This is a genomic window from Sphingomonas endophytica (assembly GCF_014199415.1).
In the GTDB taxonomy this organism is placed as follows: Bacteria; Pseudomonadota; Alphaproteobacteria; order Sphingomonadales; family Sphingomonadaceae; genus Sphingomonas; species Sphingomonas endophytica.
Map to the genome: position 1 here is coordinate 108,692 of NZ_JACIJN010000005.1, position 22,203 is coordinate 130,894.

A 22,203-nucleotide genomic window follows, 5' to 3' on the forward strand; every position below is an offset into this window, starting at 1 on the left:
GGCCCCTGCCTGCGCAGGGGTGACGGGTTGTGGGCAGAAGCGACGGCTATACCGTAAAGCTCTCGCCGCAGCCGCACGCACCCTTGGCGTTGGGGTTGTTGAAGACGAAGCCGGCGGTGAAATCGTCCTCGACCCAGTTCATCGTCGAGCCGATCAGATACAGGATCGACCCGCCGTCGACGAACAGGGTGCCGCCCGGCGTCTCGATCCGCTCGTCCATCGGCAGGGCCTCGGTGACGTAATCGACCGAATAGGCCAGCCCCGAACAGCCGCGGCGCGGGGTCGACAGCTTGACGCCGATCGCATCCACCGGAGCCTTGGCCATCAGCTCGGCGATGCGCGCCTCGGCGGTCGGGGTGAGCAGCAGCGGCGCAGGGCGCGCGCGGAGCGTGGTGGCCATCACAGCATCCCCAGTTCGAGCCGCGCGTCGTCGGACATCTTTTGCGGGTCCCACGGCGGATCCCAGACGAGGTTGACGTCGGCGAAGGCGATGCCCGGCACCGCCGCGACGCGCATCTCGACCTCGCCGGGCATCGACTCGGCGACCGGGCAATGCGGCGTCGTCAGCGTCATCGTCACCGCGGCATGGCCGTCCTCGGTGACGTCGACGCCGTAGATCAGCCCGAGGTCGTAGATATTGACCGGGATCTCGGGGTCGAAAATGTCCTTGAGCGCGTCGATCACCGCCTCGTACAGTGCGCCGCCGGGCTCGTGCGCGGCCTCGCCGCTCGGTTTCTGCGCGAGGAAGCCCGACAGATAGTCGCGCTGGCGCTCAGCACCGCCCGTATCGACCGCGTCGGACACCTGCGCGCGCGGCGGCTTGTCGACCGCCTCGACCGTTTCGCTCCGCACCGAGTCGCTCATCCGAAAATCCTCTTCACTCGCTCGATTCCCGCCGCCAGCGCCGCCACGTCCCCGGGGCCGTTGTAGACCGCGAAGCTGGCGCGCGCGGTCGCCTCGACGCCCAGCGCCGCCATCAGCGGCTGGGCGCAATGATGCCCGGCGCGGATCGCGACCCGGCTCTCGTCCAAGATGGTGCCGATGTCGTGCGGATGCACCCCCTCCATCACGAAGGAGACGATCCCGGCGCTGTCGTCCGGCCCGAGCACGCGGATCGAATTGATGTGCGACAGCGCGGCGCGCGCCTCGCGCACCAAGGCGGTTTCGTGCGCGTGGATGCGGTCGAGCCCGATCGCGCGGACGTAATCGACCGCCGCCGACAGCCCGAGCGCGCCGACGATATGCGGCGTCCCCGCCTCGAAGCGCGTCGGCGCGGGCGCGTAGGTGGTGCGCTCGAACGAAACGCGGTCGATCATCGACCCGCCGCCCTGATAAGGGGGCATCGCGTCGAGCAGGTCGGCGCGCGCCCACAGCACGCCGATCCCGGTCGGACCGTAGAGCTTGTGCCCGGAGAAGACGTAGAAGTCACAGCCGAGCGCGGCGACGTCGACCGCCACGCGCGGCACCGCCTGGCAGCCGTCGATCAGGATCTTCGCGCCGACCGCATGCGCGATCTCGCTGGCCTTTGCCACGTCGAGGATCGAGCCGAGCACGTTCGAGACATGCGCCAGCGCGACGAGCTTGTGCTCGGGGCGGATCATCGCCGCCATCGCGTCGAGGTCGATGCGATGATCGGCGGTAAGCGGGATCACGTCGATCGCGGCGCCGACGCGCTCGGCAACCATCTGCCACGGCACGATATTGCTGTGATGCTCGAGCATCGACAGCAGGATGCGGTCGCCGGGCTTGAGGTTCTGCGCCGCCCACGACTGCGCGACGAGGTTGATCGCCTCGGTCGCGCCGCGCACGAAGACGATCTCGTTTGCGGGCGCGCCGATCAGGTCGGCGATGTTGGCGCGGGCGGCCTCATAGGCCAGCGTCATGTCCGCCGAACGTTGGTACACGCCGCGGTGGACGGTGGCGTAGGTGGTGTCGTAGCCGCGGGTGATCGCGTCGATGACAGGCTTCGGCTTCTGCGCGGTCGCGGCGGTGTCGAGATACGCCCAACCCGCCGGGATCGCAGGAAAATCCGCGACCAGATCGAGCGGGCGACCGGCGGCGAGCGCGGTGTCGGTCATGCGAGCCGCCCGCCGTTCGACGCGCGGATGTTTGCGAAGGTCACGCCAAACGCGGTCTGCGCATCATGCGTGGAAAGGGCCGGGAGCGCGGTCATCGGCGCCGACGCTGACAGATGGCGGGCGTGTAGGACAGCGCTCACAATGCGCTCTCCAGCCACGCATCCGCGTCGGCGGCGAAGGCGGCGCGGACCGTCTCATCAGCGATACGATCGAGCGCATCGGCGACGAACGCCTTCGTCAGCAAGGCCTTGGCGCGTGGCGCCGGGATGCCGCGGCTCGCCATGTAGAACAAGGCGCGGGCATCGAGTTCGCCGACCGTCGCGCCGTGCGCGCACTTCACGTCGTCGGCGAAGATCTCCAGCTCGGGTTTGAGATTGACGGTCGCGGTGCGGTGCAGGAGCAGTCCGCGCAACGATTGCTCGCCGTCAGTCTTCTGCGCGTGGCGTGCGACCTCGACCGCGGCGGCGAGGCTTGCCTGCGACTGGTCGGCGGCGACCGCGCGCCACAATTGATGCGACTGGCCGTTGGGCTCGGCATGGCGGACGCGTACCGCGCATTCCTGCTTGAGCCGGTCGCGGGTCAGCAGCGCGCCGCCATATTCGGCATAGCCGCCCTCGCCCGCCAGCGTGATCGCGGCGTCGATGCGGACGCCCTGATCGCCCGCCGCGAGCATCGTGCCGATCAGGCTCGCGCCCTCGCCCAGCTCCGCCTCGTCGCGGAGCGTGACGAAGCCCGCGCCCTGCGTCATGCGGACGGCGCGCATCAGCCGCGCCGCCTTGCCGAGCCGGATGCGGGTGTTGCGGTTCGACCAGCCCGCGCCAACGAACGTCTCGACGACCTGCGCCGAGGTGTCGGTGTCGAGCACGATCTCCGCCGCGACGTGGTTGTCGCCGCCGGTCGCGACATGCACGACCTGCACCGGGTGCGCGACCGCCTGCGCGTCGAGGTGGAGCGACCAGCCGCGCGTGGCGCGCTTGCCGAGCGCGTGCGCGCCGGGGGTGAGGTCGCCAACGCAGACGCGGTGGAGGTCGCTGGCGGCGTCATCGAGGACGCCGTCGACGAACAGCAGCTTCGCGCCGGGCAGGTCGAGGAACTGCGCATCGGGACGCGTGATCGGCGTGAGCGCGGCGGCGGCGGCGATCCCGCCGAGATCCGCCCAGCGCCACGCTTCCTCGCGGGTGGAGGGAAGGTCGAGCGTCACGCGGCGACCTCGGCATAGCCCTGCCGCTCCAGCTCGTGCGCCAGTTCCGGCCCGCCCGAGCGCGTGATGCGGCCGTCGGCGAGGACGTGGACGCGATCGGGCTGCACGTAATCGAGCAGGCGCTGATAGTGGGTGATGAGCAGCACCGCCTTGGTCGGCTTGCGCATGATGCGGTTGATGCCGTCGCCGACGATCCGCAGCGCGTCGATGTCGAGCCCCGAGTCAGTCTCGTCGAGGATCGCGAAGGCGGGGTCGATGATCCCCATCTGCACCATCTCGTTGCGCTTCTTCTCGCCGCCCGAGAAGCCGACGTTGACCGGGCGCTTGAGCATGTCCTGCTGGAGCCCGAGCGCATCGGCCTGCGCGCGCGCCAGCTTGAGGAACTCGGCGCCCGACAGCGGCTTCTCGCCGCGGCTGGTGCGCTGCGCGTTGAGCGATTCGCGCAGGAACTGGACGTTCGAGACGCCGGGGATCTCGACCGGATATTGGAAGCCGAGGAACACGCCGGCAGCGGCGCGCTCGTGGGGTTCCTTCTCCAGCAGGTCCTCGCCGTTGAAGGTGATCGAGCCTGCGGTCACCTCATAGCCGGGCCGGCCGCCGAGCACATAGCCGAGCGTCGACTTGCCCGCGCCGTTCGGCCCCATGATCGCGTGGATCTCGCCCGCGTTCACCTCGAGCGACAGGCCCTTGAGGATTTCCTTGCCGTCGATTTCGGCGTGGAGGTTTTCGATCTTGAGCATTGCTTCCCAACCTGTCGCCCCTGCGCAGGCAGGGGCCTATCTCTGTATCAACACGCGGTGTCGCTTGCGGCGACAGACATTGGTTCCTGCCTTGGGTCCCACCAAAATAGTACTTTGATGGACACCCTGCCGCAGGAACGACGACGATTAACCGACCGAACCCTCGAGGCTGATCCCGAGCAGCTTCTGCGCCTCGACCGCGAACTCCATCGGGAGCTGCTGCAGCACCTCGCGCGCGAAGCCGTTGACGATCAGCGCGACCGCCGCCTCGGCATCAAGCCCGCGCGACATCGCGTAGAACAGCTGATCCTCGCTGATCTTGCTGGTCGTTGCCTCATGCTCGATCTGCGCGCTGGGGTTCTTGACCTCGATATACGGCACGGTGTGCGCGCCGCACTGGTCGCTGAGCAGCAGCGAGTCGCATTGCGTGAAGTTGCGGACGTTCTCCGCGCTCGCCGCGACGCGCACCAGCCCGCGATAGGTATTGTCCGAGCGCCCGGCGCTGATCCCCTTCGACACGATCGTCGATTTGGTGTTCTTGCCGAGGTGGATCATCTTGGTGCCGGTGTCGGCCTGCTGGCGGTTGTTGGTGACCGCCACCGAATAGAATTCGCCGACCGAGCCATCGCCCGCCAGCACGCACGACGGATACTTCCAGGTGATCGCGCTGCCGGTCTCGACCTGCGTCCAGCTCACCTTGCTGTTCCGGCCTTGGCAGAGCGCGCGCTTGGTGACGAAATTGTAGATGCCGCCGACGCCGTTCTCGTCGCCGGGATACCAGTTCTGGACGGTCGAATATTTGATCTCGGCATCGTCCATCGCGACCAGCTCGACCACCGCGGCATGCAGCTGGTTCTCGTCGCGCATCGGCGCGGTGCAGCCTTCGAGGTAGGAGACATATGCGCCCTCGTCGGCGACGATCAGCGTGCGCTCGAACTGGCCGGTGTTCTCGGCATTGATGCGGAAATAGGTGCTCAGCTCCATCGGGCAGCGCACACCCTTCGGCACGTAGACGAAGGTGCCGTCGGAAAAGACCGCCGAGTTGAGCGTCGCGAAATAATTGTCGCGCTGCGGCACGACCTTGCCGAGCCACTTCTTCACCAGCTCGGGATATTCGCGGATCGCCTCGCTGATCGACAGGAAGATCACCCCCGCCGCCTTCAGCTCGGCGCGGAAGGTGGTGGCGACCGAGACGCTGTCGAACACCGCGTCGACCGCGACCTTGCGCGCGCCCTCGACGCCCGCCAGCACTTCCTGCTCGGCGATCGGGATGCCGAGCTTTTCATAGGTGCGGCGGATTTCGGGATCGAGTTCGTCGAGCGAGGCGATCGTCTTCTTCACCTTCGGCTCGGCATAATAATACGCATCCTGATAGTCGATCGGCGGCACGTTGAGCTTCGCCCAGTCGGGCGCCTCCAGCGTCTGCCAGACGCGGAACGCCTTCAGCCGCCAGTCGAGCATCCATTCCGGCTCGTTCTTCTTCGCTGAAATATAGCGGACGGTGTCCTCGTTCAGCCCCTTGGGCGCGAAGTCCTGCTCGATGTCGGTCGCGAAGCCCCATTCGTACTTCTTGGCGACGGCGGCGTGTGCCTCGGCGTTCTTGGTGGCCATGATTATGCCTCAACCTTCATCTGCTGCTGCGCCGTCACCGGCGCGTCTGCGGCGAGTTGCGCCAGCGTGATCCCCGCCAGCGCCCCGCGCACCGCCCGATTGACCGCACCCCAGTGCGGCTTCACCCGGCAATTTCCCTCGATCGCGCAATCGTGATTCGCCGCATCGACGCACGACGCCATCGCGATCGGCCCCTCGACCGCCTCGACGATGTCGGCGAGCGTGATCGACGCCGGCGGGCGCGACAGGCGGAAACCGCCGCCGGTGCCGCGCGCGCTGTCGATCAACCCGGCCGCCGCCAGCTTGCTGACCAGCTTCTGCGCGGTCGGCAGCGGCACGCCCGTCTCCTCGGCGAGCGAGGTCGCATTCTGCCGCGCCATCCCACCGCAATGCCGTGCAGCGGCGCCGAGCAGCACCACGGCATAATCGGTAAGGCTGGAAAGACGCATCTGTTGCGAACCACTCTCAAATCGGATCGAATTGTTCCGATTGGCAGATGGTCGTTTGCGCGCGCGAAATCAACCGCTGCGTGCGGATCAAAAAAAGGGCCCGGCATCGCTGCCGGGCCCTTCAGGAAAGAGACTTCCCTAAGGAAGCCCTTCGGGTCGCAGCACCGTTATGGCGCTGAATCGGCCGCAAAGATTGGATGGATGCGACACATCACCCGGCAAAACTTACAATTTCGTCACGCTTGATCTCCCGGTGCGGGGAGGCGAAACGGCGGGCATGGCCGATCTGCTTTCCCGTCTCGCGCACATGCTCGATCCCGAAGCCGCCCATGTCTGGGCGATTCGCGCGCTCGGCGGCTGGGGGCGGAGCGGGGCGCCGCTGGCGGGCGCGATGCCGCGGCTGGCGACGGTCGTCGCCGGCGTGACCTTCCCCAATCCGGTCGGGCTGGCGGCGGGGCTCGACAAGGATGCGCGCGCGATCCCGGGGTTGATGGCGTTGGGGTTCGGATCGGTCGAGGTCGGGACGCTGACGCCGCGCGCGCAGCCGGGCAACCCCAAGCCGCGGCTGTTCCGGCTGGCCGAGGATCGCGCGGTCATCAACCGGATGGGGTTCAACAACGGCGGGCTGGCGGCCGGTGTCGCGCGCGCCGCGGCGGCGACCCGGCGCGGCGGTGTGCTCGGGATCAACGTCGGCGCCAACAAGGACGCGACCGACCGCATCGCCGATTATGTCGCCGGCGTGCGCGCGGCGGCGGCGGTGGCGGATTATGTGACGATCAACATCAGCTCGCCCAACACGCCGGGGCTGCGCGACCTGCAACAGGGCGCGGCGCTCGACGAGTTGCTCGCAGCGTGCGTCGTGGAGCGCGGGACGACGCCCTTGTTCCTCAAGATCGCGCCCGATCTCGACGCGGCCGGGATCGACGGCGTGGCGAAAGCGGCGATCGCGCGTGGGGTCGATGCGCTGGTGATCGGCAACACGACGATCTCGCGCCCGGCGCTGCGCAGTGCCCATGCCGGCGAGACCGGCGGACTGTCGGGCGCGCCGCTGCGCGCGCTGGCGGCGGCGAAGCTGGCGGAGGTGCGCGCCGCGACCGGCGGGCAGATTGCCTTGGTCGCGGCGGGCGGAATCGACAGCGGCGCGGAAGCCTATGCGCGGATCCGGGCCGGGGCGAGCCTGGTGCAGCTCTATTCGGCGCTGGTCTATGAAGGACCGGGGCTGCCGCGGCGGGTGGTGACCGAGCTGGCGGCGTGTCTGGCGCGCGATGGCTTTGCGAGCGTGGCGGAGGCGGTGGGAGCGTAGCGAACCCGCGCTTTGAGGGGAGGTACATCGCGCCCCCTCCTCCGTCATCCCGGACTTGATCCGGGATCCCGCTTCTACTTCGGACGCGCGGAAGAAGCGGCCCCGGATCAAGTCCGGGGCGACGACATTGGCAAACCGCTCGCCCTATCGCTGAGCCGGCGCCGGCTCGATCGCGACCTTGCCCTCGCGGCGCGGATCGAAGCCGCCATCGAGGCGACCGTCGCGCAGGATGATGCCGTGCAGCCCGGAATCCTCGCCCTGCCCCGGCCGCACGACGATCCCCCGCGCCGCCAGCCCGTCACGCACCACGGGCGTGAAGCGCGACGCCTCGCCCTGATAATTGTCGCCCTTGGCGATCAGGTTGGGCAATCCCAGCGCCTCCTGCATCGGCAGCTTCCAGTCGATCGCCGCCACCGCTGCCTTGCCGACATAGGCGAGGATCGCGTTGCCGCCCGCCGAGCCGAGCGCGCCGACGAAGCCGCGCGCGCCGTCGAGCAGCACCAGCGGCGTCATCGACGAGCGTGGGCGCTTGCCCGCCGCGACCGCATTGGCCGCCGGACGGCCGGCGGCGTCGCGCGGGCTGAACGAGAAATCGGTCATTTGGTTGTTGAGGAAGAAGCCGTCGACCATCCGCCCCGACCCGAAGATCGATTCGACCGTGGTGGTGATCGACACGACATTGCCGCGCGCATCGCCGACGACGAAGTGCGAGGTGCCGGTCGGCTCGAGCGTGCGGTCGGCGGCCGCCGCCGGCGCGCCCGCGGGGGTGCCCGGCGCGGGCGCGGGGCCGGCGCGCGTGCCGATCAATTGCGCGCGCTTCGCCAGATAATCGGGCGCGAGCAGCCCGGCGACCGGCACGTCGACGAACGCGGGATCGCCGACGTAGCGGTCGCGGTCGGCGTACATCAGCCGGCTCGCCTCGGCGAACAGGAACCAGGCCTGCGGATCGTTCGGCCCGCGCGTCGCGATGTCGGTGCGTTCGAGCAAGCCGAGCAGTTCGAGCAGCCCGACCCCGCTGGCGGGCGGCGGCGGCGCGCAGACCAAAAGCACGCGATACGGCGCGCAGACCGGCTCGCGCACCACCGGGCGATAGCCGGCGAGGTCGGCGAGCGTCATCGTCCCGGCGAGCGGCCCCTGCGTGGTGCGCGCGACGATCCGCCGCGCGGTTTCGCCGGTGTAGAGCGCGTCCGGGCCTTGCTCGGCGAGCCGGGTCAGGAACGCGGCATAAGCGGGGTTGCGGAGCCGCTCGCCCGCGTGGAGCAGTCCACCGCCGGGGCGCGCGAAATAGGCGCGGACGTCGGGCGCGCCCAGCTCGGCATAATTGCCGCCGAGGAAGCGCGCGAGCCGCGGCGAGACGGTGAAGCCGTCCTTGGCGGTGCGGCGCGCGTCGCCGAACAGGGTGTTCCACGGCAACCGGCCATGTTCGGCCTGCACCATCGCCAGCATCTTCACCGCGCCGGGCACGCCGGTCGCGCGCCCGCTGAGCACCGCCTGCGCGAACGGCAGCGACCGGCCATTGTCGTCGAGGAACATGTCGGTCGTCGCGCCCGCCGGGGCGGTTTCGCGCCCGTCGTAGATGCGCACCTGCCGCGCGGCGGCGTCGTAGTACGTCAGGAACGCGCCGCCGCCGACGCCGGAGCTTTGCGGCTCGACCAGCGACAGCATCGCCTGCACCGCCACCGCCGCATCCGCCGCCGAGCCGCCGCGGCGCAGCACCGCCATCCCGGCGTCGGTGGCGAGCGGGTTGGCCGAGACGACGAAGATCTGCGCCGGCGCGGTCGCGGCGGACGGGGCCGGCGCGGTCGCGGCGGACGGGGCCGGCGGCGCGACCGCGCGCTGCGGGGCGGCGCACGCCCCCAGCAGCAACGCCGCGCCGAACAGGAAAGAGCGGATGCGCATGGTGCCGTGTCCCGTACCGATCATCGGGGTCCGATAGCGGTGGCGCGGGACAGCGTCCATGCTGGCGCGGCGTTGAAATCCTTGGCATGACGCAAGGGAAAGGGCGACACGCCCGCAAGGAGAGGAGCAGCATCATTACCCGTCGGCTGGAACCATTCCCCAATCTGGTGACGATGTTCTTCACCCGCGCCGCCGAGAAGGGCGACGCGCCGTTCCTCTGGCAAAAGCGAGACGGCCAATGGGTGTCGATCAGCTGGCGCGAGGCGGCCGAAACGGTTGCGCGGCTGGCGACCGGGCTGCGCGCGGTCGGGCTGGAGCGCGGCGATCGCGTGATGTTGGTGAGCGAAAACCGTCCCGAATGGTGCCTGTCCGATCTGGCGATCATGGCCGCAGGCTGCGTCACCGTGCCGACCTATACCACCAACACCGAGCGCGACCACGCGCACATCATCGAGAATTCGGGTGCGAAGGCGGTGATCGTCTCGACCGCGAAGCTGGCCAAGGGGCTGATGCCCGCGATCCTGCGCTCGATCCGGCCGCAGATGCTGATCGGGATCGAGCCGATGCGGCTGGGGCAGACCGCGATCGACGTCCACGACTGGCGGACGCTGGTCGAGCGGCATCCCGCGGACGTGGCGACCGTCGCGGCGCAGGCCGATTTCGCGCGTAGCGATCTGGCGTGCATCATCTACACCAGCGGCACCGGCGGCGCGCCGCGCGGGGTGATGCAGCATCACGGCGCGATCCTGCACAATGTCGCGGGCTGCTCGGCGGTGGTCGCGGAGGATTTCGGCTGGGGCGACGAGGTGTTCCTGTCGTTCCTGCCGCTCAGCCACGCTTATGAACATACCGGCGGGCAGCATTTCCCGATCGGGATGGGCGGGCAGATCTACTACGCCGAGGGGATCGACAAGCTCGCCGCCAATATCGAGGAGGTGCGCCCGACGATCATGTTCGTCGTGCCGCGGCTGTTCGAGGTGCTGCGCACGCGGATCAGCAAGGCGATCGAGCGGCAGGGTGGCCTGCCTGCCAAATTGCTCGCCGCCGCGCTCGATATCGGGGCGAAGCGCGATGCCGGGCGGCTGCGATTGGCCGACCGGCCCAAGGCGTTGCTGGTCGACACGCTGTTCAAGCCCAAGATCGCGCGCAAGTTCGGCGGGCGGATGAAGGCGATGATCTCGGGCGGCGCGCCGCTGACCCCGGAAGTGGGGGTGTTCTTCCAGTCGCTGGGCGTCACTTTCCTGCAGGGCTATGGCCAGACCGAGGCGGCGCCGGTGATCTCGTGCAACCGCCCCAGCGCCGGTGTGACGATGGACTCGGTCGGCCCGCCGCTCCAGGCGACCGAGGTGCGGATCGCCGAGGACGGCGAGATCCTGGTGCGGGGCGAGCTGGTGATGCACGGCTATTGGCGCAACGAGGCCGAGACCGCGCGGGTGCTGAAGCATGGCTGGCTGCACACCGGCGACATCGGCGAGATCGACCCGGCCGGGCGCATCCGCATCACCGATCGCAAGAAAGACCTCATCATCAACGACAAGGGCGAGAATGTCGCCCCGCAGAAGGTCGAGGGGCTGCTGACGCTCCAGCCCGAGATCGGGCAGGCGATGATCGCGGGCGACCGCAAGCCGCATATGGTGGCGGTGCTGGTGCCCGACGCCGAGTGGAGCGCGGAATGGGCGGCGGCGCACGGCAAGCGCGACGCGGTGCTGGCGGAGGATCCGGCGTTTCGGTCTGCGGTGCAGGCGGCGGTGGATCGCACCAATGCGATGCTGTCGGTGACCGAGCGGGTGCGGCGGTGGATTTTGGCGGACGCGCCGTTCTCGATCGAGAACGAGCAGCTGACGCCGAGTTTGAAGATCCGCCGGCATGTGTTGCGGCAGGTCTATGGGGAGCGGTTGGATGGGCTGTACGGGGCGGGGTGAACGGCGCTCTTTTTGAGCAGTCCGCCCGCGATCTAACGCCGTCGTCCCTGCGAAGGCAGGGGCCTATGTCTGTCGCGTCACGCGGACAGTTTCGACACACGACCAGCCCATGTGTCCGCACCGTCTCGCGAAACTCTACAGACATGGGCCCCTGCCTCCGCAGGGGCGACGGGGTGGGTTACATGTTGATCTTTTCCCACAGGTCTTCCCAGTCGGGGTTCATCTTCCCGATCAGGTTGAGCTTCCACGCACGCTTCCACTTTTTTAGCGCCTTCTCGCGGGTGATCGCTTCCACCATCGTGTCGTGCTGCTCGACGTAGACCAGCCGCGTCAGGCCGTGTTCGCGGCAGAAGTCCGAGCCCCTGCCCTCGCGGTGCTGCTGGATGCGCGCCGCTAAATTGCCGGTCACCCCGATGTAAAGCGTGCCGCTGGGTTCATCAGTCATGATGTATACCCAGCCCCAGCCCATTGGCTCAACCGCCCGCGCTGACCCGCCAGATCGTGTTGCCGACATCATCCGCGACCAGCAGCGCGCCGCTCTTGTCGGTGATGACGCCGACCGGGCGGCCGTGCGCCTCGTCGTCCTTGTTGAGGAAGCCGGTCAGCACGTCGACGGGCTTGGCGCCCTGCACCGGCCAGCCGCTCGCGTCGAAGGGGACGAAGACGACCTTGTAGCCCGACAGCGGCTTGCGGTTCCACGAGCCGTGCTCGCTGATGAAAGCGCCGCGCGCGAAGCGGTCGCCGAGCTTCGCGTCCGCCGCGAACGTCAGCCCGAGCGCGGCGACGTGCGGCCCCAGCGCATAATCGGGGCGCTTGGCATATTGCTGCAATTGCGGGTTCTTGGGCTCGACGCGCGTGTCGATATAGCCGCCCCAGTAATACCATGGCCAGCCGAAGTGATCGCCCAGCTCGACTGCGGTCAGGTAATCGGGGACGAGGTCGGAGCCGAGCATGTCGCGCTCGTTGACCACGGTCCAAAGCCGGTTGGTGCCGGGGACCAAAGCCATGCCGTTGGCGTTGCGGATGCCGGCCGCGAAGACGCGATACTTCTTGCTGTCGGGATAGACCTGCAGGATCGCGGCGCGGTCGTGCTCGGCGTCGAGCCCGTCGTCGGCGATGTTGGTCGCCGAGCCGACCGAGAGGTAAAGCGTCTTGCCGTCCTCGGCGACGATCACGTTGCGCGACCAGTGGTTGCCGCCGCCGGGATAGCGGACGACCGTCTCGGGACGCGCGGTGATCTTCGTCTCACCGTTACGATACGGCACGCGCACCAGCGCATCGGTGTTGGCGACGTAGAGCTGGCCGCCCAGCAGCGCCATGCCCGAGGGCGAGTTGAGCCCGGTCAGGAACGGCGTCTTCACTTCCGCGACGCCATCGCCGTTTGCGTCGCGGAGCAATGTGATGCGGTTGGCGGAGGGCACGCCCGCGCCGACCTTGCCGAGCAAATGGCGCATCACCCAGCCCTTGACGCCCCCGCCCGAGCGCAGCGGCGAATTGGTTTCGGCGACCAGCACATCGCCGTTGGGCAGGCGGTACAGCCAGCGCGGATGATCGAGCCCCGTCGCGAACGCCGCGGTCTTCAGCCCGGCGGCGGCGGTCGGCGTCTCGCCGGCCTTCCAGCCGATCGGGTCGGCGGTCTTGACGGTCGGCAGCACCTGTTCGCGCGGCGGGGTGATGTCGGGGCGCGCCCCGGTCACCGCCGCCATGTCGCGCCGTGCGGCGTCGGGCCACGACAGATAGAGGAAGATCGCGACCCCGAGGGCGATCAGCAGGCCGATGACGGCGAGGACGTGTTTGCGCATGACGCGAATGTAGGCGCGCGGGCCGGGGGACGCTACCGGGTTCGTCTGTGCGGTTCGTCATTGCGAGCGTGGCGAAGCGCTCCAGGGCGTCCTGGTCCGGCCCTGGATTGCTTCGCTGCGCTCGCAATGACGGAATGAATGGTCAGTCCTCGACCCCCTCGGGCACCGGCACGGGCGGGTGGAGGCGCAGGCGGTTGATGCGGCGTTCGTCCGCGTCGGTCACCTCGATCCGCCAGCCGCTGGGGTGGTCGATGCATGTCCCGGCCTCGGGCACATGACCGGCGAGCACCGCCGTCAGCCCACCGATCGTGTCGACGTCGCTTTCCGCCTCGGCGAGCCGCGCGTCGACGGTGGTGCCGACATCCTCCAGCTCGACGCGCGCATCGACATCCCACGCGCCGCCGTCGAGCGGGACGAGCAGCACCTCGGGCGCGTCGTCATGCTCGTCCTCGATCTCGCCCACGATCTCCTCGATCAGGTCCTCGATCGTCACCAGCCCCTCGGTCCCTGAATATTCGTCGAGCACGATCGCGAGGTGGATCCGCGACTGGCGCATGTCGGCGAGCAGGTCGAGCGTGCCGCGGCTCATCGGGACGTAGAGCGGCTGGCGGATCAGCGCCTGGATGTCGGTCGGGCGTTCGCCGCCCGCCGCGAGGATCGCGAACACGTCCTTGAGGTGGACCATGCCGACGACATGATCGAGACTGCCGCGATAGACCGGCAGGCGGCTGACGCCGGCCTCGGCGAAGATCTGGATGAGATGGTCGAAGGTCGTCGCTTCCTCGACCGCGATCACATCGGCGCGCGGCACGCCGACATCGCCGGCGTCGCGCTCGCTGAAATGCAGCAGGTTGCGGACCATCTGCCGCTCCAGCGCGGTCAGGTCGCCCTTGATCTCGGGCGCGGGATCTTCCTCGTAGCGGTCGATCGCCTTCTCCAGCAATTCGCGCAAGGTCGCCTCGCGCGGCTCGCCGAAGATCATGTTGCGCAGGCCGGTCCACAGCCCGCCTTCATGGTGCTCGCCGCCGTTCGCGGCGCTACTTCGGTCGTCGGCCATGGCCGTGGTGTTCAATCCTCGCGAATCAGATAGGGGTCGGCGATGCCCAGATCGGCCAAGGCGTCGCGCTCGATCTGCTCCATCGCGTCGCCCTCGTCGTCGGTCATATGGTCATAGCCTAGCAGATGCAGGCAGCCATGCACCACCAGATGCGTGAAATGATCGGCGACGCCGATGTTCCGCTCCGCCGCCTCGCGCTCGCAGACCCCGTGCGCGAGGACGATGTCGCCGAGCAGCACTTCGCCGTCGTCGCTGTTCTGGCTGACGGTGTCGATCAGGTCGGGCTGGACCATCGGGAAGGACAGGACGTTGGTGGGCTTGTCCTTCTGCCGATACTGGCGGTTGAGCCCCTGCACCTCGTCGTCGGTGGCGAGGCGGACGCTGATCTCGACATGCGCGGGGGTGGTGATGAGGTCGCCATAGGGCGTCCGCGCGATCGCGGCGCGCGCGGCGGCGAGCGCGCGCGCCTCCCAGTCGGTGTCGGACCACGGGTCTTCGCGGGTGAGTTCGATGTGGATCATGTCAGCCGAGGTCCGTCTGGGAGAAGTCGTTGCCCTTGTAGAGCAATATGGCATCGTTGGTCTTCGCGCAGGCGTAGGCGAAGCAATCGCCCATGTTGAGCCTGGCGGGATGTTTCGACAGCTTGCCATAACGCGCAGCAGCGTCGATCGCGACGCTGCGCTCGGCGTCGTCGATCGGCACTAGCCGCAGCCCAGTCTGATGCGCGAAGTCGGCGATGATCGCGGCAGCGGTCATCAGGTCGATCTTCCGGACGCGTGCCACTGCGTGCGCCGCCTCCCACGCCCCGACGGCACAATAGCATCGATCGTCGTGCCCTTCGATCGCGTCGGCGAAATCGTCCGCCTCCGGTTCGCCCGCGATGATCGCAACGATCGCCGACGCATCGACGAAGATGGTCAATCGCCGTCCTCGTCGCTGAGCGAGTCGTAAAAAGCCTTATCTGCTACCAGTCCGGTCGGTTCGCCGATCGGCTGGGTCTTGCGCCACGCCGCCAGCCGCTCGCGGAGCGGGATATGCACCTCGTCGCGCGCCAGTTCATGCTGGAGCGCCAGCTTCACGGCCATCGTCTTGGAAATGCCGCGGCGATTGGCCAACCGGGCGGCCAGCGCATTCGCCTCCTCATCCTTGATGTACAGCGATGCCATCTCGAGCTCCAGAATATCCCGGTAAGCTATTAAGGATATACCACCGCGTCAACCGGACACCCCCTCATACGCCTCCACGATCCGCCCGACGATCGGATGGCGCACCACGTCGGCGGCGGTGAAGCGGCACAGCGAGATGCCCTCCACCCCCTCCAGCCGAGTCGTCGCATCGGCGAGTCCGCTGGCCCCGACGCCGCCGGGAAGATCCGTCTGGTTGGGATCGCCGCAGATCACCATCCGGCTGTTCTGCCCGAAGCGGGTCAGGAACATCTTCATCTGCGCGGGCGTGGTGTTCTGCGCCTCGTCGAGGATGACGAACGCGTCGCCGAGCGTCCGGCCGCGCATGAAGGCGATCGGCGCAATCTCGATCTCGCCGCTCGCGATCCGCCGTTCGACCTGCTCGGCGGGCAGGCAGTCGTAGAGCGCGTCGTAGAGCGGGCGGAGGTAGGGATCGACCTTCTCCTTCATGTCGCCGGGCAGGAAGCCGAGCCGCTCGCCCGCCTCAACCGCGGGACGCGACAGGATCAGCCGCTGGACGCTGCCCGAAATCAACTGCGCGACCGCCTGCGCGACCGCGATATAGGTCTTGCCGGTGCCCGCCGGGCCGAGCGCGAAGATCATGTCGTGGGTGGTCAGCTCGCGCATGTAATGCGCCTGCGCGGGCGTGCGCGGGACGATCGTCTTCTTGCGCGTGCGGATCATCACCGACGGTGCCGGGCTGCGCTCGGCGGAGATGATCCCGTCGAGCACCGGTTCCGAGGCCATCGCAATCGACGCGTCGACCAGGCCGGTATCGACCTCCTCGCCGCGCTGGAGGCGGGCATAGAGATCGTGGAGCACGTCGCGCGCGAGCGCCACCTGCTCGGCGGTGCCCTCAAGCCCGACGCGGTTGCCGCGCGCGGTGATATAGACCCCCAGCCGGTTCTCCAGCGCCACCAGATGCTGGTCGTACTGGCCGAACAGCCGGCTCAGCAATTGCGGGCGGTCGAAGACGACCTCGACACGCGAACGCTCGCCCGCCTGGGCGGGGACGGGTTTACGGCTCATGCGGCTCCTGTGGCGATGGGCGACACGCGGCAGATCGCCGCAAGAGGCGAGATAGGTGCAGCGCGTGACGGCACAATGGCATCGCCGGCGAATGTGGCAGGCGATTCGCGCAGGGGGAAGGCGGAATCGTCATGATGTTCGTCACCCCGGATCAGGTCCGGGGCGACGTAGGGTCACGCCGCCGCGAGCGCGCGCACCTCGCCGGTAAGCGACAGCGGGCCGGCCTGCGTCAGCGTCACGTCGAGCACGTCACCGATCGCGTGCGGGCCGACGACGTGGACCGATTGCAGCCACGGCGACTTGCCGAGCCATTGGCCGTCGCGCTTGCCGCGACGCTCGATCAGCACGCTGCACGCGCGGCCGACCGAGGCGGCGTTGAATGCGGCCTGATCGCGGTTGAGCGCGGCCTGCAAGCGCTGGAGCCGCTCGTCCATGACCTCGGCGGGGATCTGCTCACCAAGCGTCGCGGCCGGGGTGCCGGGGCGCGGTGAATATTTGAAGCTGTACGCCTGCGCATAGCCGACCGCGTCGACGAGGCTGAGCGTCTCGGCGAACTCGGCCTCGGTCTCGCCGGGGAAGCCGACGATGAAGTCGCCCGACAGCGCGATGTCGGGGCGCGCAGCGCGGATGCGGTCGAGCAGGCGCAGGTAGCCGTCGCGCGTGTGCTGGCGGTTCATCGCGCGCAGCACGCGGTCGCTGCCCGCCTGCACCGGCAGGTGGAGGAACGGCATGAGGCTCTCGACATCGCGGTGCGCGTCGATCAGCCCCTGCGCCATGTCGTTGGGATGGCTGGTGGTGTAGCGGATCCGCGCCAGCCCCGCGATGCGATCGAGCGCGCGGATCAGGTCGTGGAGCCCCCGCCCCTCGCCATCGGTCCACGCATTGACGTTCTGGCCGAGCAACGTGATCTCGCGCGCGCCGGCATCGACCAGCGCCCTCGCCTCGTCGACGATCGCCGCGAACGGCCGGCTGATCTCCGCGCCGCGCGTATAGGGGACGACGCAATAGGTGCAGAATTTGTCGCAGCCTTCCTGCACGGTCAGGAATGCGCCGGGCGCGACCTTTCGCCGCGCCGGAAGAGCCGCGAACTTCGAAGCGAGCGGCATGTCGGTGTCGAGCGCGGCCTCGCCCTTCGTCGCGGCGGCGACCAGCTTCGGAAGATTGTGATAGGCCTGCGGGCCGACCACGACGTCGACCTTGGCGCGGCGGACGATCTCCTCGCCCTCGGCCTGCGCGACGCACCCCGCGACCGCGATCATCGGCGAGCGGCCTTCCGCGCCCGCAACCTTGCGAACGCGGCCGATGTCCGAATAGACCTTCTCGGTCGCCTTCTCGCGGATGTGGCAGGTGTTGAGCACCACGAGGTCGGCGGCGTTGGCGTCGTCGGTGGCGACCATCCCCTCGGCCGCCATCAATTCGGCCATCCGCTCGCCGTCATAGACGTTCATCTGGCAGCCGAACGACTTGACGTGGAAGGTCTTCGGCGGGGTCTTCTGGAGCACGGACATGCGGCGCGCCTTAGCGGAAAGGCGTCAGGCTGGCCAGCGCAGCAGCATGTCGACGCGGTCCAGCCCCGGGGAATAGCCGTCCGGCACCACCCGCTCCACGACGAAGCCGAACCGCGCGTAGAAGCCCTGCGTATGCTGGCTGGTGTCGAGCCGCACCTGCCGCACGCCCGGGGTGGCGCGGGCGGCATCGAGCCGCGCTTGCGTCAGGATACGGCCGAGCCCGGTGCGATGCTGCGCGCGGTCGACCATCCCCCAGCAGAAGCCGGCGGTTTCCCCATCGGCAGCGGCACGGTGTCCGCCGCACGCGACGATCGCGCCACTGCGCTCGACCACCTGGAAGGCCCAGCTGGCGGCATGCGTATCGAGGAAGCCGGCGAAGTCGCTGCGCTCACCCGCGGCGAAGAAGGTCGGTGTGTTGCCGTCGAACAGCGCGAGACAGGCGGCGCGGTCGGCGGCGTCATATGCGCGGACGCGGGTGTCGGTCATCGCTGGGTCTTGAGATAGGCGATCAGGTCGGCGCGCGCGAGCGGATCGCGGACCCCGGCGAAGGTCATCGTGGTGCCCGGCACATCGGCGCGCGGGTCGGCGAGCCAGCGGTCGAGTCGCCGGTCGTCCCAAACGCCGCGTTGCGCCTGCAAGGCGTCGGTATAGCCGAAGCGCGGGCGGTTCTGCGCGATCGGCGCGCCATAGACGCCGTGCAGGTTCGGGCCGTTGCGATCCGCGCCGCCGGCCGCGATCGAATGACAGGCGGCGCATTGCCCGAAGCCACGTGCGCCGGCCTGTGCGTCCGCGATCTGCATAACTTGCGCGAAGGTCGGGTTCGGGCCGAGCCGCGCGCGCCGCTCGGCAGTGTCGTCGCGCGAGCAGGCGGCGAGCGCGAGTACCGCGACGAGCGTAGGGCGAAAGGTCACCACGCCGCTTCGATCTGCGCGCGCGCCGCGGCGGCGATCGCCTTGCGGTCGCCCTCGGGTACGAACGGCGTGAGGAAGTGCAGCGTCGCCACGAACGTCCCGCGGCGGTTGAGGACGCGTTTCGCGTGACGCGCGCCATCCTCGGCACCGACCCACGCCACGTCGTGGGTCGCCGCGCCGTAATCGATCCGCACCGGCTGGACGCGCACGCCCGGCGGCGGCGGGGCGAGCGCGGCGAGCAGCCCGGCCTTGAACGGCCCCAGCGTGACGCCGTCGCCGGTCGTCCCCTCGGGAAAGATCGCCACCGGCTGCGGACCGGCGAGCTGGTCGCGGAGCGCCGCGACCTGCGCGTCGATCCCCATCCGGTCGCCGCGACGCACGAACAACGTGTTGTTGAGCGTGCACAGCCAGCCGACCAGCGGCGCGTCGCGCAACTCGGCCTTGGCGACGAACGCCGCGCCGCTCGCGCCGGCCAGCGCGAGGATGTCGATCCAGGTCACGTGATTGGCGAGCAGCACCGCGTCGCGGCGCAACGGCGTGCCGACGACGCGCACCCGCGCCCCGACGATCCGCGCCACCCAGCCGAGAAACCTTCGCGGCCACGGCGAACGCAAGCGGAAGAGCCGCCACGTGCCGTGCAGGAGGAGCGCGACGAGCAGCGCCGCCGCCAGCGCGACGAGCCGTGCCCAGCCGCGCGCGTTCAACCGCATGTCAGTCCTTGCGGAGCGCGACGCCGTACAATTCCATGCGGTGGTCGACCAGCCGGAAACCGAGCCGCTCGGCGATCGCCTTTTGCAGCAGTTCCAGCTCGGGATCGACGAACTCGATCACCTTGCCGGTCTCGACGTCGATCAGATGGTCGTGATGCGCCTCGGGCGAGGGTTCGTAGCGCGCGCGGCCGTCGCCGAAGTCATGCCGGTCGAGGATGCCCGCCTCCTCGAACAGGCGCACGGTGCGATAGACGGTGGCGATCGAGATGCCGGGGTCGATCGCGGAGGCGCGCGCATAGACCTTCTCCACGTCGGGATGGTCTTCCGCCTCCGACAGGACGCGCGCGATGACGCGGCGCTGTTCGGTGATACGCAGGCCCTTTTCGTGACACAGCGCTTCGAGATCGATCTTGCGAGCCATGGTCGCCATGTAATGGATCGCGCTTGTTGCGAAAAGCGCTACCGACTCGCAAAAAAGCGATTATCGATGAATTTCGAGCTCCCGCGCATAGGTATGCGCGTCGAACGCCTGCCCGCCCGGCCCGCGATAGTAATTGCGACGCACCCCGGCGTGGCGGAAACCATGCGCGGCGTAGAGCGCGACCGCCGGGTTGTTGGCGCGCACCTCCAGATGCAGCTTCGCCACCCCGCGCCCCTCGCATTCGGCGATCACCCCGCGCAGCAACGCCGCGCCGACGCCGCTGCGGCGCGCGGGCGGGTCGACCGCGATCAGCAGCAGTTCGGCCTCGTCCATGATCGCGCGGACCAATGCGAAGCCGACCACCGCCTCGTCGACGCGCGCCAGCGTCAGCCAGACGCCGGGCATGGCGAGGATGCCGATACATTGGCTGCGCGTCCACGCTTCGCCATAGCGCGGGTCGAAGGCGGCGAGCATGATGCGGTCGACCGCCTCGGCGTCGCCCGCGCCGCCCGGTGCCAGCTCGATCAGCCGCACCCGCGTGCTCATACGGCAGTCGGCGTCGCCGCGGCGGGCAGCTTGGCGTCGGGCGCGCGGCCGTAGAAGGGCACCGGCGCCAGCGCGCGCGCCGCGGGCGGGAGCAGCAACGCGTGCCGCGCGTCGGGCAAGGTTTCGTCAGGCGGCACGTCGGCATCAAGCGCGGCGAGCCAGCGCGTGCCGCTGCCGATCGCGCGGCGACCATCCAGTGCCGCCAGCGCCGCCGCCGGGGTCAGCGAGCGGGGTGCGTCGAGCGCGGCGAAGGGAGCGGCGAAGCCCTGCATGAAGACCTCACCGTGCCCGCCTTCCATGACGACCGCAAGCGGGCGCGGATCGTCAGCGAGCGCGGCGACCGCGACCAGCGACGGCGCGCCATAACCCGCGACTGCCCCCCCCCAGCCGAACGCGAGCGCGCGCGCGGCGGCGATCCCGACGCGGATGCCGGTGAAGCTGCCCGGCCCGACATCGACCAGCACGCGATCGGCGCGCCCGCCGTCGGGCAGCGCGGCGATCATCGGCACCAGCCGCTCGGCATGGCCGCGTCCGACCACGTCATGCGTGTGGGCGACCAGTTGCTCGTCTTCGAACAGCGCGACCGAACAGGCGGCGGTCGCGGTGTCGATCACCAAGGTGCGCATCAGGCGAGGCGGTTGAAGGTCTCGAACGCCGGGCGCGGGCTGCGCGGGTGGAGCGTCGCCGGGTCGCCATAACCGAGCGTGGCGATGAAGTTGGTGCGGACCGCCGGCGTGTCGGCGAAGAACGCCTTGTCGACCGCGCCGGCGTCGAAGCCCGACATCGGCCCCATGTCGAGCCCCAAAGCGCGCGCGGCGAGGATCAGATAGCCGCCCTGCAACGACGAATTGCGGAACGCCGACGCCTCGCGCAGCTCGCGATTGCCGTCGAACCAGCTCTTGGCATCGACGTGCGGGAACAGCTCGGGCAGATGTTCGTGGAATTCGACATCCATGCCGAGGATCACGCTGACCGGCGCCTTCAGCACCTTGTCGCGATTGCTGTCCGAACAGGCGGCGGCGAGCGTCGCCTTGGCCTCATCGGTCACGCACCACACCAGCCGCGCGGGCAGCTGGTTGGCCGAGGTCGGCCCCATCTTCATCAATTCCCAGATCGCGCGGAGCGTGTCCTCGCCGACCGGTTCGTCGCGATAATGGTTGAACGTCCGCGCGGTGCGGAACAGCTGGTCGAGCGCCTGATCGTCGAGCGGGGTGGCCATCGGAAACTCCAGTTATCGGGAAGGTCGGCGCGGGATCAGACCGCGCGGACCTCGGTCACCTCGGGAACGTAATGGCGCAGCAGCTGCTCGATGCCGTTCTTGAGCGTCGCGCTCGACGACGGGCAGCCGGCGCACGCGCCCTGCATCCGCAGGAACACCTTGCCCTTGTCGAAGCCGCGATAGACGATGTCGCCGCCGTCGTTGGCGACCGCCGGGCGGACGCGGGTGTCGATCAGCTCCTTGATCTGCGCGACGATGTCGGCGTCTTCGGGATTGTCGGCGAACGTCTCTTCCTCGGCCGGGACGCTGAAGCCCGCGCCGCCGGTGCGGAACAGCGGCATCTGCGCGGTGAAATGGTCCATCAGGATCGCGAGCACGTCGGGCTTGAGATCGCGCCAGTCGACGCCGGGTGCCGCGGTCACCGAGACGAAGTCGCGACCGAAGAACACGCCGGTCACGTCGCCGAGCCCGAAGAGCGTATCGGCGAGCGGGCTGGCCTCCGCCTCCTCGGGAGTGGCGAAGTCGCGCGTGCCGGCATCCATGACGGTGCGGCCGGGCAGGAACTTGAGCGTCGCCGGGTTCGGCGTGGCTTCGGTTTCGATCAGCATGACGG

Annotated in this window: 26 protein-coding genes; 2 read left to right on the forward strand and 24 right to left on the reverse strand. The window is 69.0% G+C overall.

Annotation, left to right across the window (positions count from 1 at the left end; translation table 11 throughout):
* Nucleotides 1-46: 46 nt before the first annotated feature.
* The 7 genes from FHS97_RS08885 to FHS97_RS08915 all read right to left on the reverse strand — a co-directional run bounded on the left by FHS97_RS08885 (nt 47) and on the right by FHS97_RS08915 (nt 6,079).
* The gene (locus tag FHS97_RS08885; RefSeq protein ID WP_184036010.1) at nt 47-400 is read right to left on the reverse strand and encodes a HesB/IscA family protein; all 354 of its coding nucleotides are present in this window, start codon (nt 398-400) and stop codon (nt 47-49) included.
* Nucleotides 400-864, reverse strand: coding sequence for an SUF system Fe-S cluster assembly protein (locus FHS97_RS08890; RefSeq protein WP_184036014.1), 465 nt, complete (start codon nt 862-864; stop codon nt 400-402). The genes FHS97_RS08885 and FHS97_RS08890 overlap by 1 nt, the downstream gene beginning before the upstream one ends.
* Nucleotides 861-2,078 carry an aminotransferase class V-fold PLP-dependent enzyme gene (locus FHS97_RS08895; RefSeq protein ID WP_184036017.1) on the reverse strand — a complete coding sequence of 406 codons (1,218 nt, stop codon included), beginning with the start codon at nt 2,076-2,078 and terminating at the stop codon, nt 861-863. The genes FHS97_RS08890 and FHS97_RS08895 overlap by 4 nt, the downstream gene beginning before the upstream one ends.
* A gap of 136 nt (nt 2,079-2,214) precedes the next feature.
* Nucleotides 2,215-3,279 carry a SufD family Fe-S cluster assembly protein gene (locus FHS97_RS08900; protein WP_184036020.1) on the reverse strand — a complete coding sequence of 355 codons (1,065 nt, stop codon included), beginning with the start codon at nt 3,277-3,279 and terminating at the stop codon, nt 2,215-2,217.
* The gene (gene sufC / locus FHS97_RS08905; protein ID WP_184036023.1) at nt 3,276-4,019 is read right to left on the reverse strand and encodes a Fe-S cluster assembly ATPase SufC; all 744 of its coding nucleotides are present in this window, start codon (nt 4,017-4,019) and stop codon (nt 3,276-3,278) included. Before sufC ends, FHS97_RS08900 begins: the two co-directional genes overlap by 4 nt.
* A gap of 147 nt (nt 4,020-4,166) precedes the next feature.
* Complete coding sequence (gene sufB, locus FHS97_RS08910) at nt 4,167-5,630, reverse strand: Fe-S cluster assembly protein SufB (RefSeq protein WP_028967178.1); 1,464 nt, start codon at nt 5,628-5,630, stop codon at nt 4,167-4,169.
* Nucleotides 5,631-5,632: 2 nt separating this feature from the next.
* Nucleotides 5,633-6,079 carry an RrF2 family transcriptional regulator gene (locus FHS97_RS08915; RefSeq protein WP_184036026.1) on the reverse strand — a complete coding sequence of 149 codons (447 nt, stop codon included), beginning with the start codon at nt 6,077-6,079 and terminating at the stop codon, nt 5,633-5,635.
* 277 nt (nt 6,080-6,356) lie between these two features.
* Here FHS97_RS08915 and FHS97_RS08920 point away from each other — a divergent pair, with 277 nt between their 5' ends.
* A complete protein-coding gene (locus FHS97_RS08920; protein WP_184036029.1) occupies nt 6,357-7,382 on the forward strand; it encodes a quinone-dependent dihydroorotate dehydrogenase in 1,026 nt (341 codons plus the stop codon).
* A gap of 144 nt (nt 7,383-7,526) precedes the next feature.
* On the opposite strand, the gene FHS97_RS08925 is transcribed toward FHS97_RS08920, so the two are convergent.
* A complete protein-coding gene (locus FHS97_RS08925; RefSeq protein ID WP_184036032.1) occupies nt 7,527-9,281 on the reverse strand; it encodes a gamma-glutamyltransferase family protein in 1,755 nt (584 codons plus the stop codon).
* 86 nt (nt 9,282-9,367) lie between these two features.
* Here FHS97_RS08925 and FHS97_RS08930 point away from each other — a divergent pair, with 86 nt between their 5' ends.
* On the forward strand, nt 9,368-11,203 hold the full coding sequence (locus FHS97_RS08930) for an AMP-dependent synthetase/ligase (RefSeq protein WP_184036035.1): 1,836 nt from the start codon (nt 9,368-9,370) through the stop codon (nt 11,201-11,203).
* 178 nt (nt 11,204-11,381) lie between these two features.
* Here FHS97_RS08930 and FHS97_RS08935 read toward each other — a convergent pair whose 3' ends face one another.
* From FHS97_RS08935 to FHS97_RS09010, 16 genes are all read right to left on the reverse strand, one after another.
* Nucleotides 11,382-11,720 (reverse strand): GIY-YIG nuclease family protein, encoded by a 339-nt coding sequence (locus tag FHS97_RS08935; protein ID WP_425506303.1) that lies wholly within the window; start codon nt 11,718-11,720, stop codon nt 11,382-11,384.
* Complete coding sequence (locus FHS97_RS08940) at nt 11,677-13,005, reverse strand: PQQ-dependent sugar dehydrogenase (RefSeq protein WP_184036041.1); 1,329 nt, start codon at nt 13,003-13,005, stop codon at nt 11,677-11,679. The genes FHS97_RS08935 and FHS97_RS08940 overlap by 44 nt, the downstream gene beginning before the upstream one ends.
* A 142-nt stretch (nt 13,006-13,147) precedes the next feature.
* Nucleotides 13,148-14,062, reverse strand: a complete 915-nt coding sequence (locus FHS97_RS08945) for a hemolysin family protein (RefSeq protein ID WP_184036045.1) — start codon at nt 14,060-14,062, stop codon at nt 13,148-13,150.
* Between the two features lie 11 nt (nt 14,063-14,073).
* On the reverse strand, nt 14,074-14,583 hold the full coding sequence (gene ybeY / locus FHS97_RS08950; RefSeq protein WP_184036048.1) for an rRNA maturation RNase YbeY: 510 nt from the start codon (nt 14,581-14,583) through the stop codon (nt 14,074-14,076).
* Nucleotide 14,584: 1 nt separating this feature from the next.
* On the reverse strand, nt 14,585-14,983 hold the full coding sequence (locus tag FHS97_RS08955; RefSeq protein ID WP_184036051.1) for a type II toxin-antitoxin system VapC family toxin: 399 nt from the start codon (nt 14,981-14,983) through the stop codon (nt 14,585-14,587).
* Complete coding sequence (locus FHS97_RS08960; protein ID WP_184036054.1) at nt 14,980-15,228, reverse strand: type II toxin-antitoxin system VapB family antitoxin; 249 nt, start codon at nt 15,226-15,228, stop codon at nt 14,980-14,982. The genes FHS97_RS08955 and FHS97_RS08960 overlap by 4 nt, the downstream gene beginning before the upstream one ends.
* Nucleotides 15,229-15,276: 48 nt before the next feature.
* Nucleotides 15,277-16,275, reverse strand: a complete 999-nt coding sequence (locus FHS97_RS08965; protein ID WP_184036057.1) for a PhoH family protein — start codon at nt 16,273-16,275, stop codon at nt 15,277-15,279.
* Between the two features lie 173 nt (nt 16,276-16,448).
* Nucleotides 16,449-17,783, reverse strand: a complete 1,335-nt coding sequence (miaB, locus tag FHS97_RS08970; RefSeq protein WP_184036076.1) for a tRNA (N6-isopentenyl adenosine(37)-C2)-methylthiotransferase MiaB — start codon at nt 17,781-17,783, stop codon at nt 16,449-16,451.
* A 24-nt stretch (nt 17,784-17,807) separates the two neighbouring features.
* Nucleotides 17,808-18,269, reverse strand: a complete 462-nt coding sequence (locus FHS97_RS08975) for a GNAT family N-acetyltransferase (protein ID WP_184036079.1) — start codon at nt 18,267-18,269, stop codon at nt 17,808-17,810.
* Nucleotides 18,266-18,694: a c-type cytochrome gene (locus tag FHS97_RS08980; RefSeq protein ID WP_343053411.1), complete on the reverse strand. Its 429-nt coding sequence runs from the start codon at nt 18,692-18,694 to the stop codon at nt 18,266-18,268. The genes FHS97_RS08975 and FHS97_RS08980 overlap by 4 nt, the downstream gene beginning before the upstream one ends.
* Nucleotides 18,691-19,404 carry a lysophospholipid acyltransferase family protein gene (locus tag FHS97_RS08985; RefSeq protein ID WP_184036085.1) on the reverse strand — a complete coding sequence of 238 codons (714 nt, stop codon included), beginning with the start codon at nt 19,402-19,404 and terminating at the stop codon, nt 18,691-18,693. The genes FHS97_RS08980 and FHS97_RS08985 overlap by 4 nt, the downstream gene beginning before the upstream one ends.
* A 1-nt stretch (nt 19,405) precedes the next feature.
* A complete protein-coding gene (locus FHS97_RS08990; protein WP_028967193.1) occupies nt 19,406-19,825 on the reverse strand; it encodes a Fur family transcriptional regulator in 420 nt (139 codons plus the stop codon).
* Nucleotides 19,826-19,885: 60 nt separating this feature from the next.
* Entirely contained in the window at nt 19,886-20,371 is a 486-nt protein-coding gene (rimI, locus tag FHS97_RS08995; protein WP_184036088.1) for a ribosomal protein S18-alanine N-acetyltransferase, read from the reverse strand.
* Nucleotides 20,368-20,997, reverse strand: coding sequence for a tRNA (adenosine(37)-N6)-threonylcarbamoyltransferase complex dimerization subunit type 1 TsaB (gene tsaB / locus FHS97_RS09000; RefSeq protein ID WP_184036090.1), 630 nt, complete (start codon nt 20,995-20,997; stop codon nt 20,368-20,370). The genes rimI and tsaB overlap by 4 nt, the downstream gene beginning before the upstream one ends.
* Entirely contained in the window at nt 20,997-21,590 is a 594-nt protein-coding gene (locus tag FHS97_RS09005; RefSeq protein ID WP_184036093.1) for a malonic semialdehyde reductase, read from the reverse strand. The genes tsaB and FHS97_RS09005 overlap by 1 nt, the downstream gene beginning before the upstream one ends.
* A gap of 35 nt (nt 21,591-21,625) precedes the next feature.
* A complete protein-coding gene (locus FHS97_RS09010) occupies nt 21,626-22,198 on the reverse strand; it encodes a NifU family protein (protein WP_184036096.1) in 573 nt (190 codons plus the stop codon).
* Nucleotides 22,199-22,203: the final 5 nt, after the last annotated feature.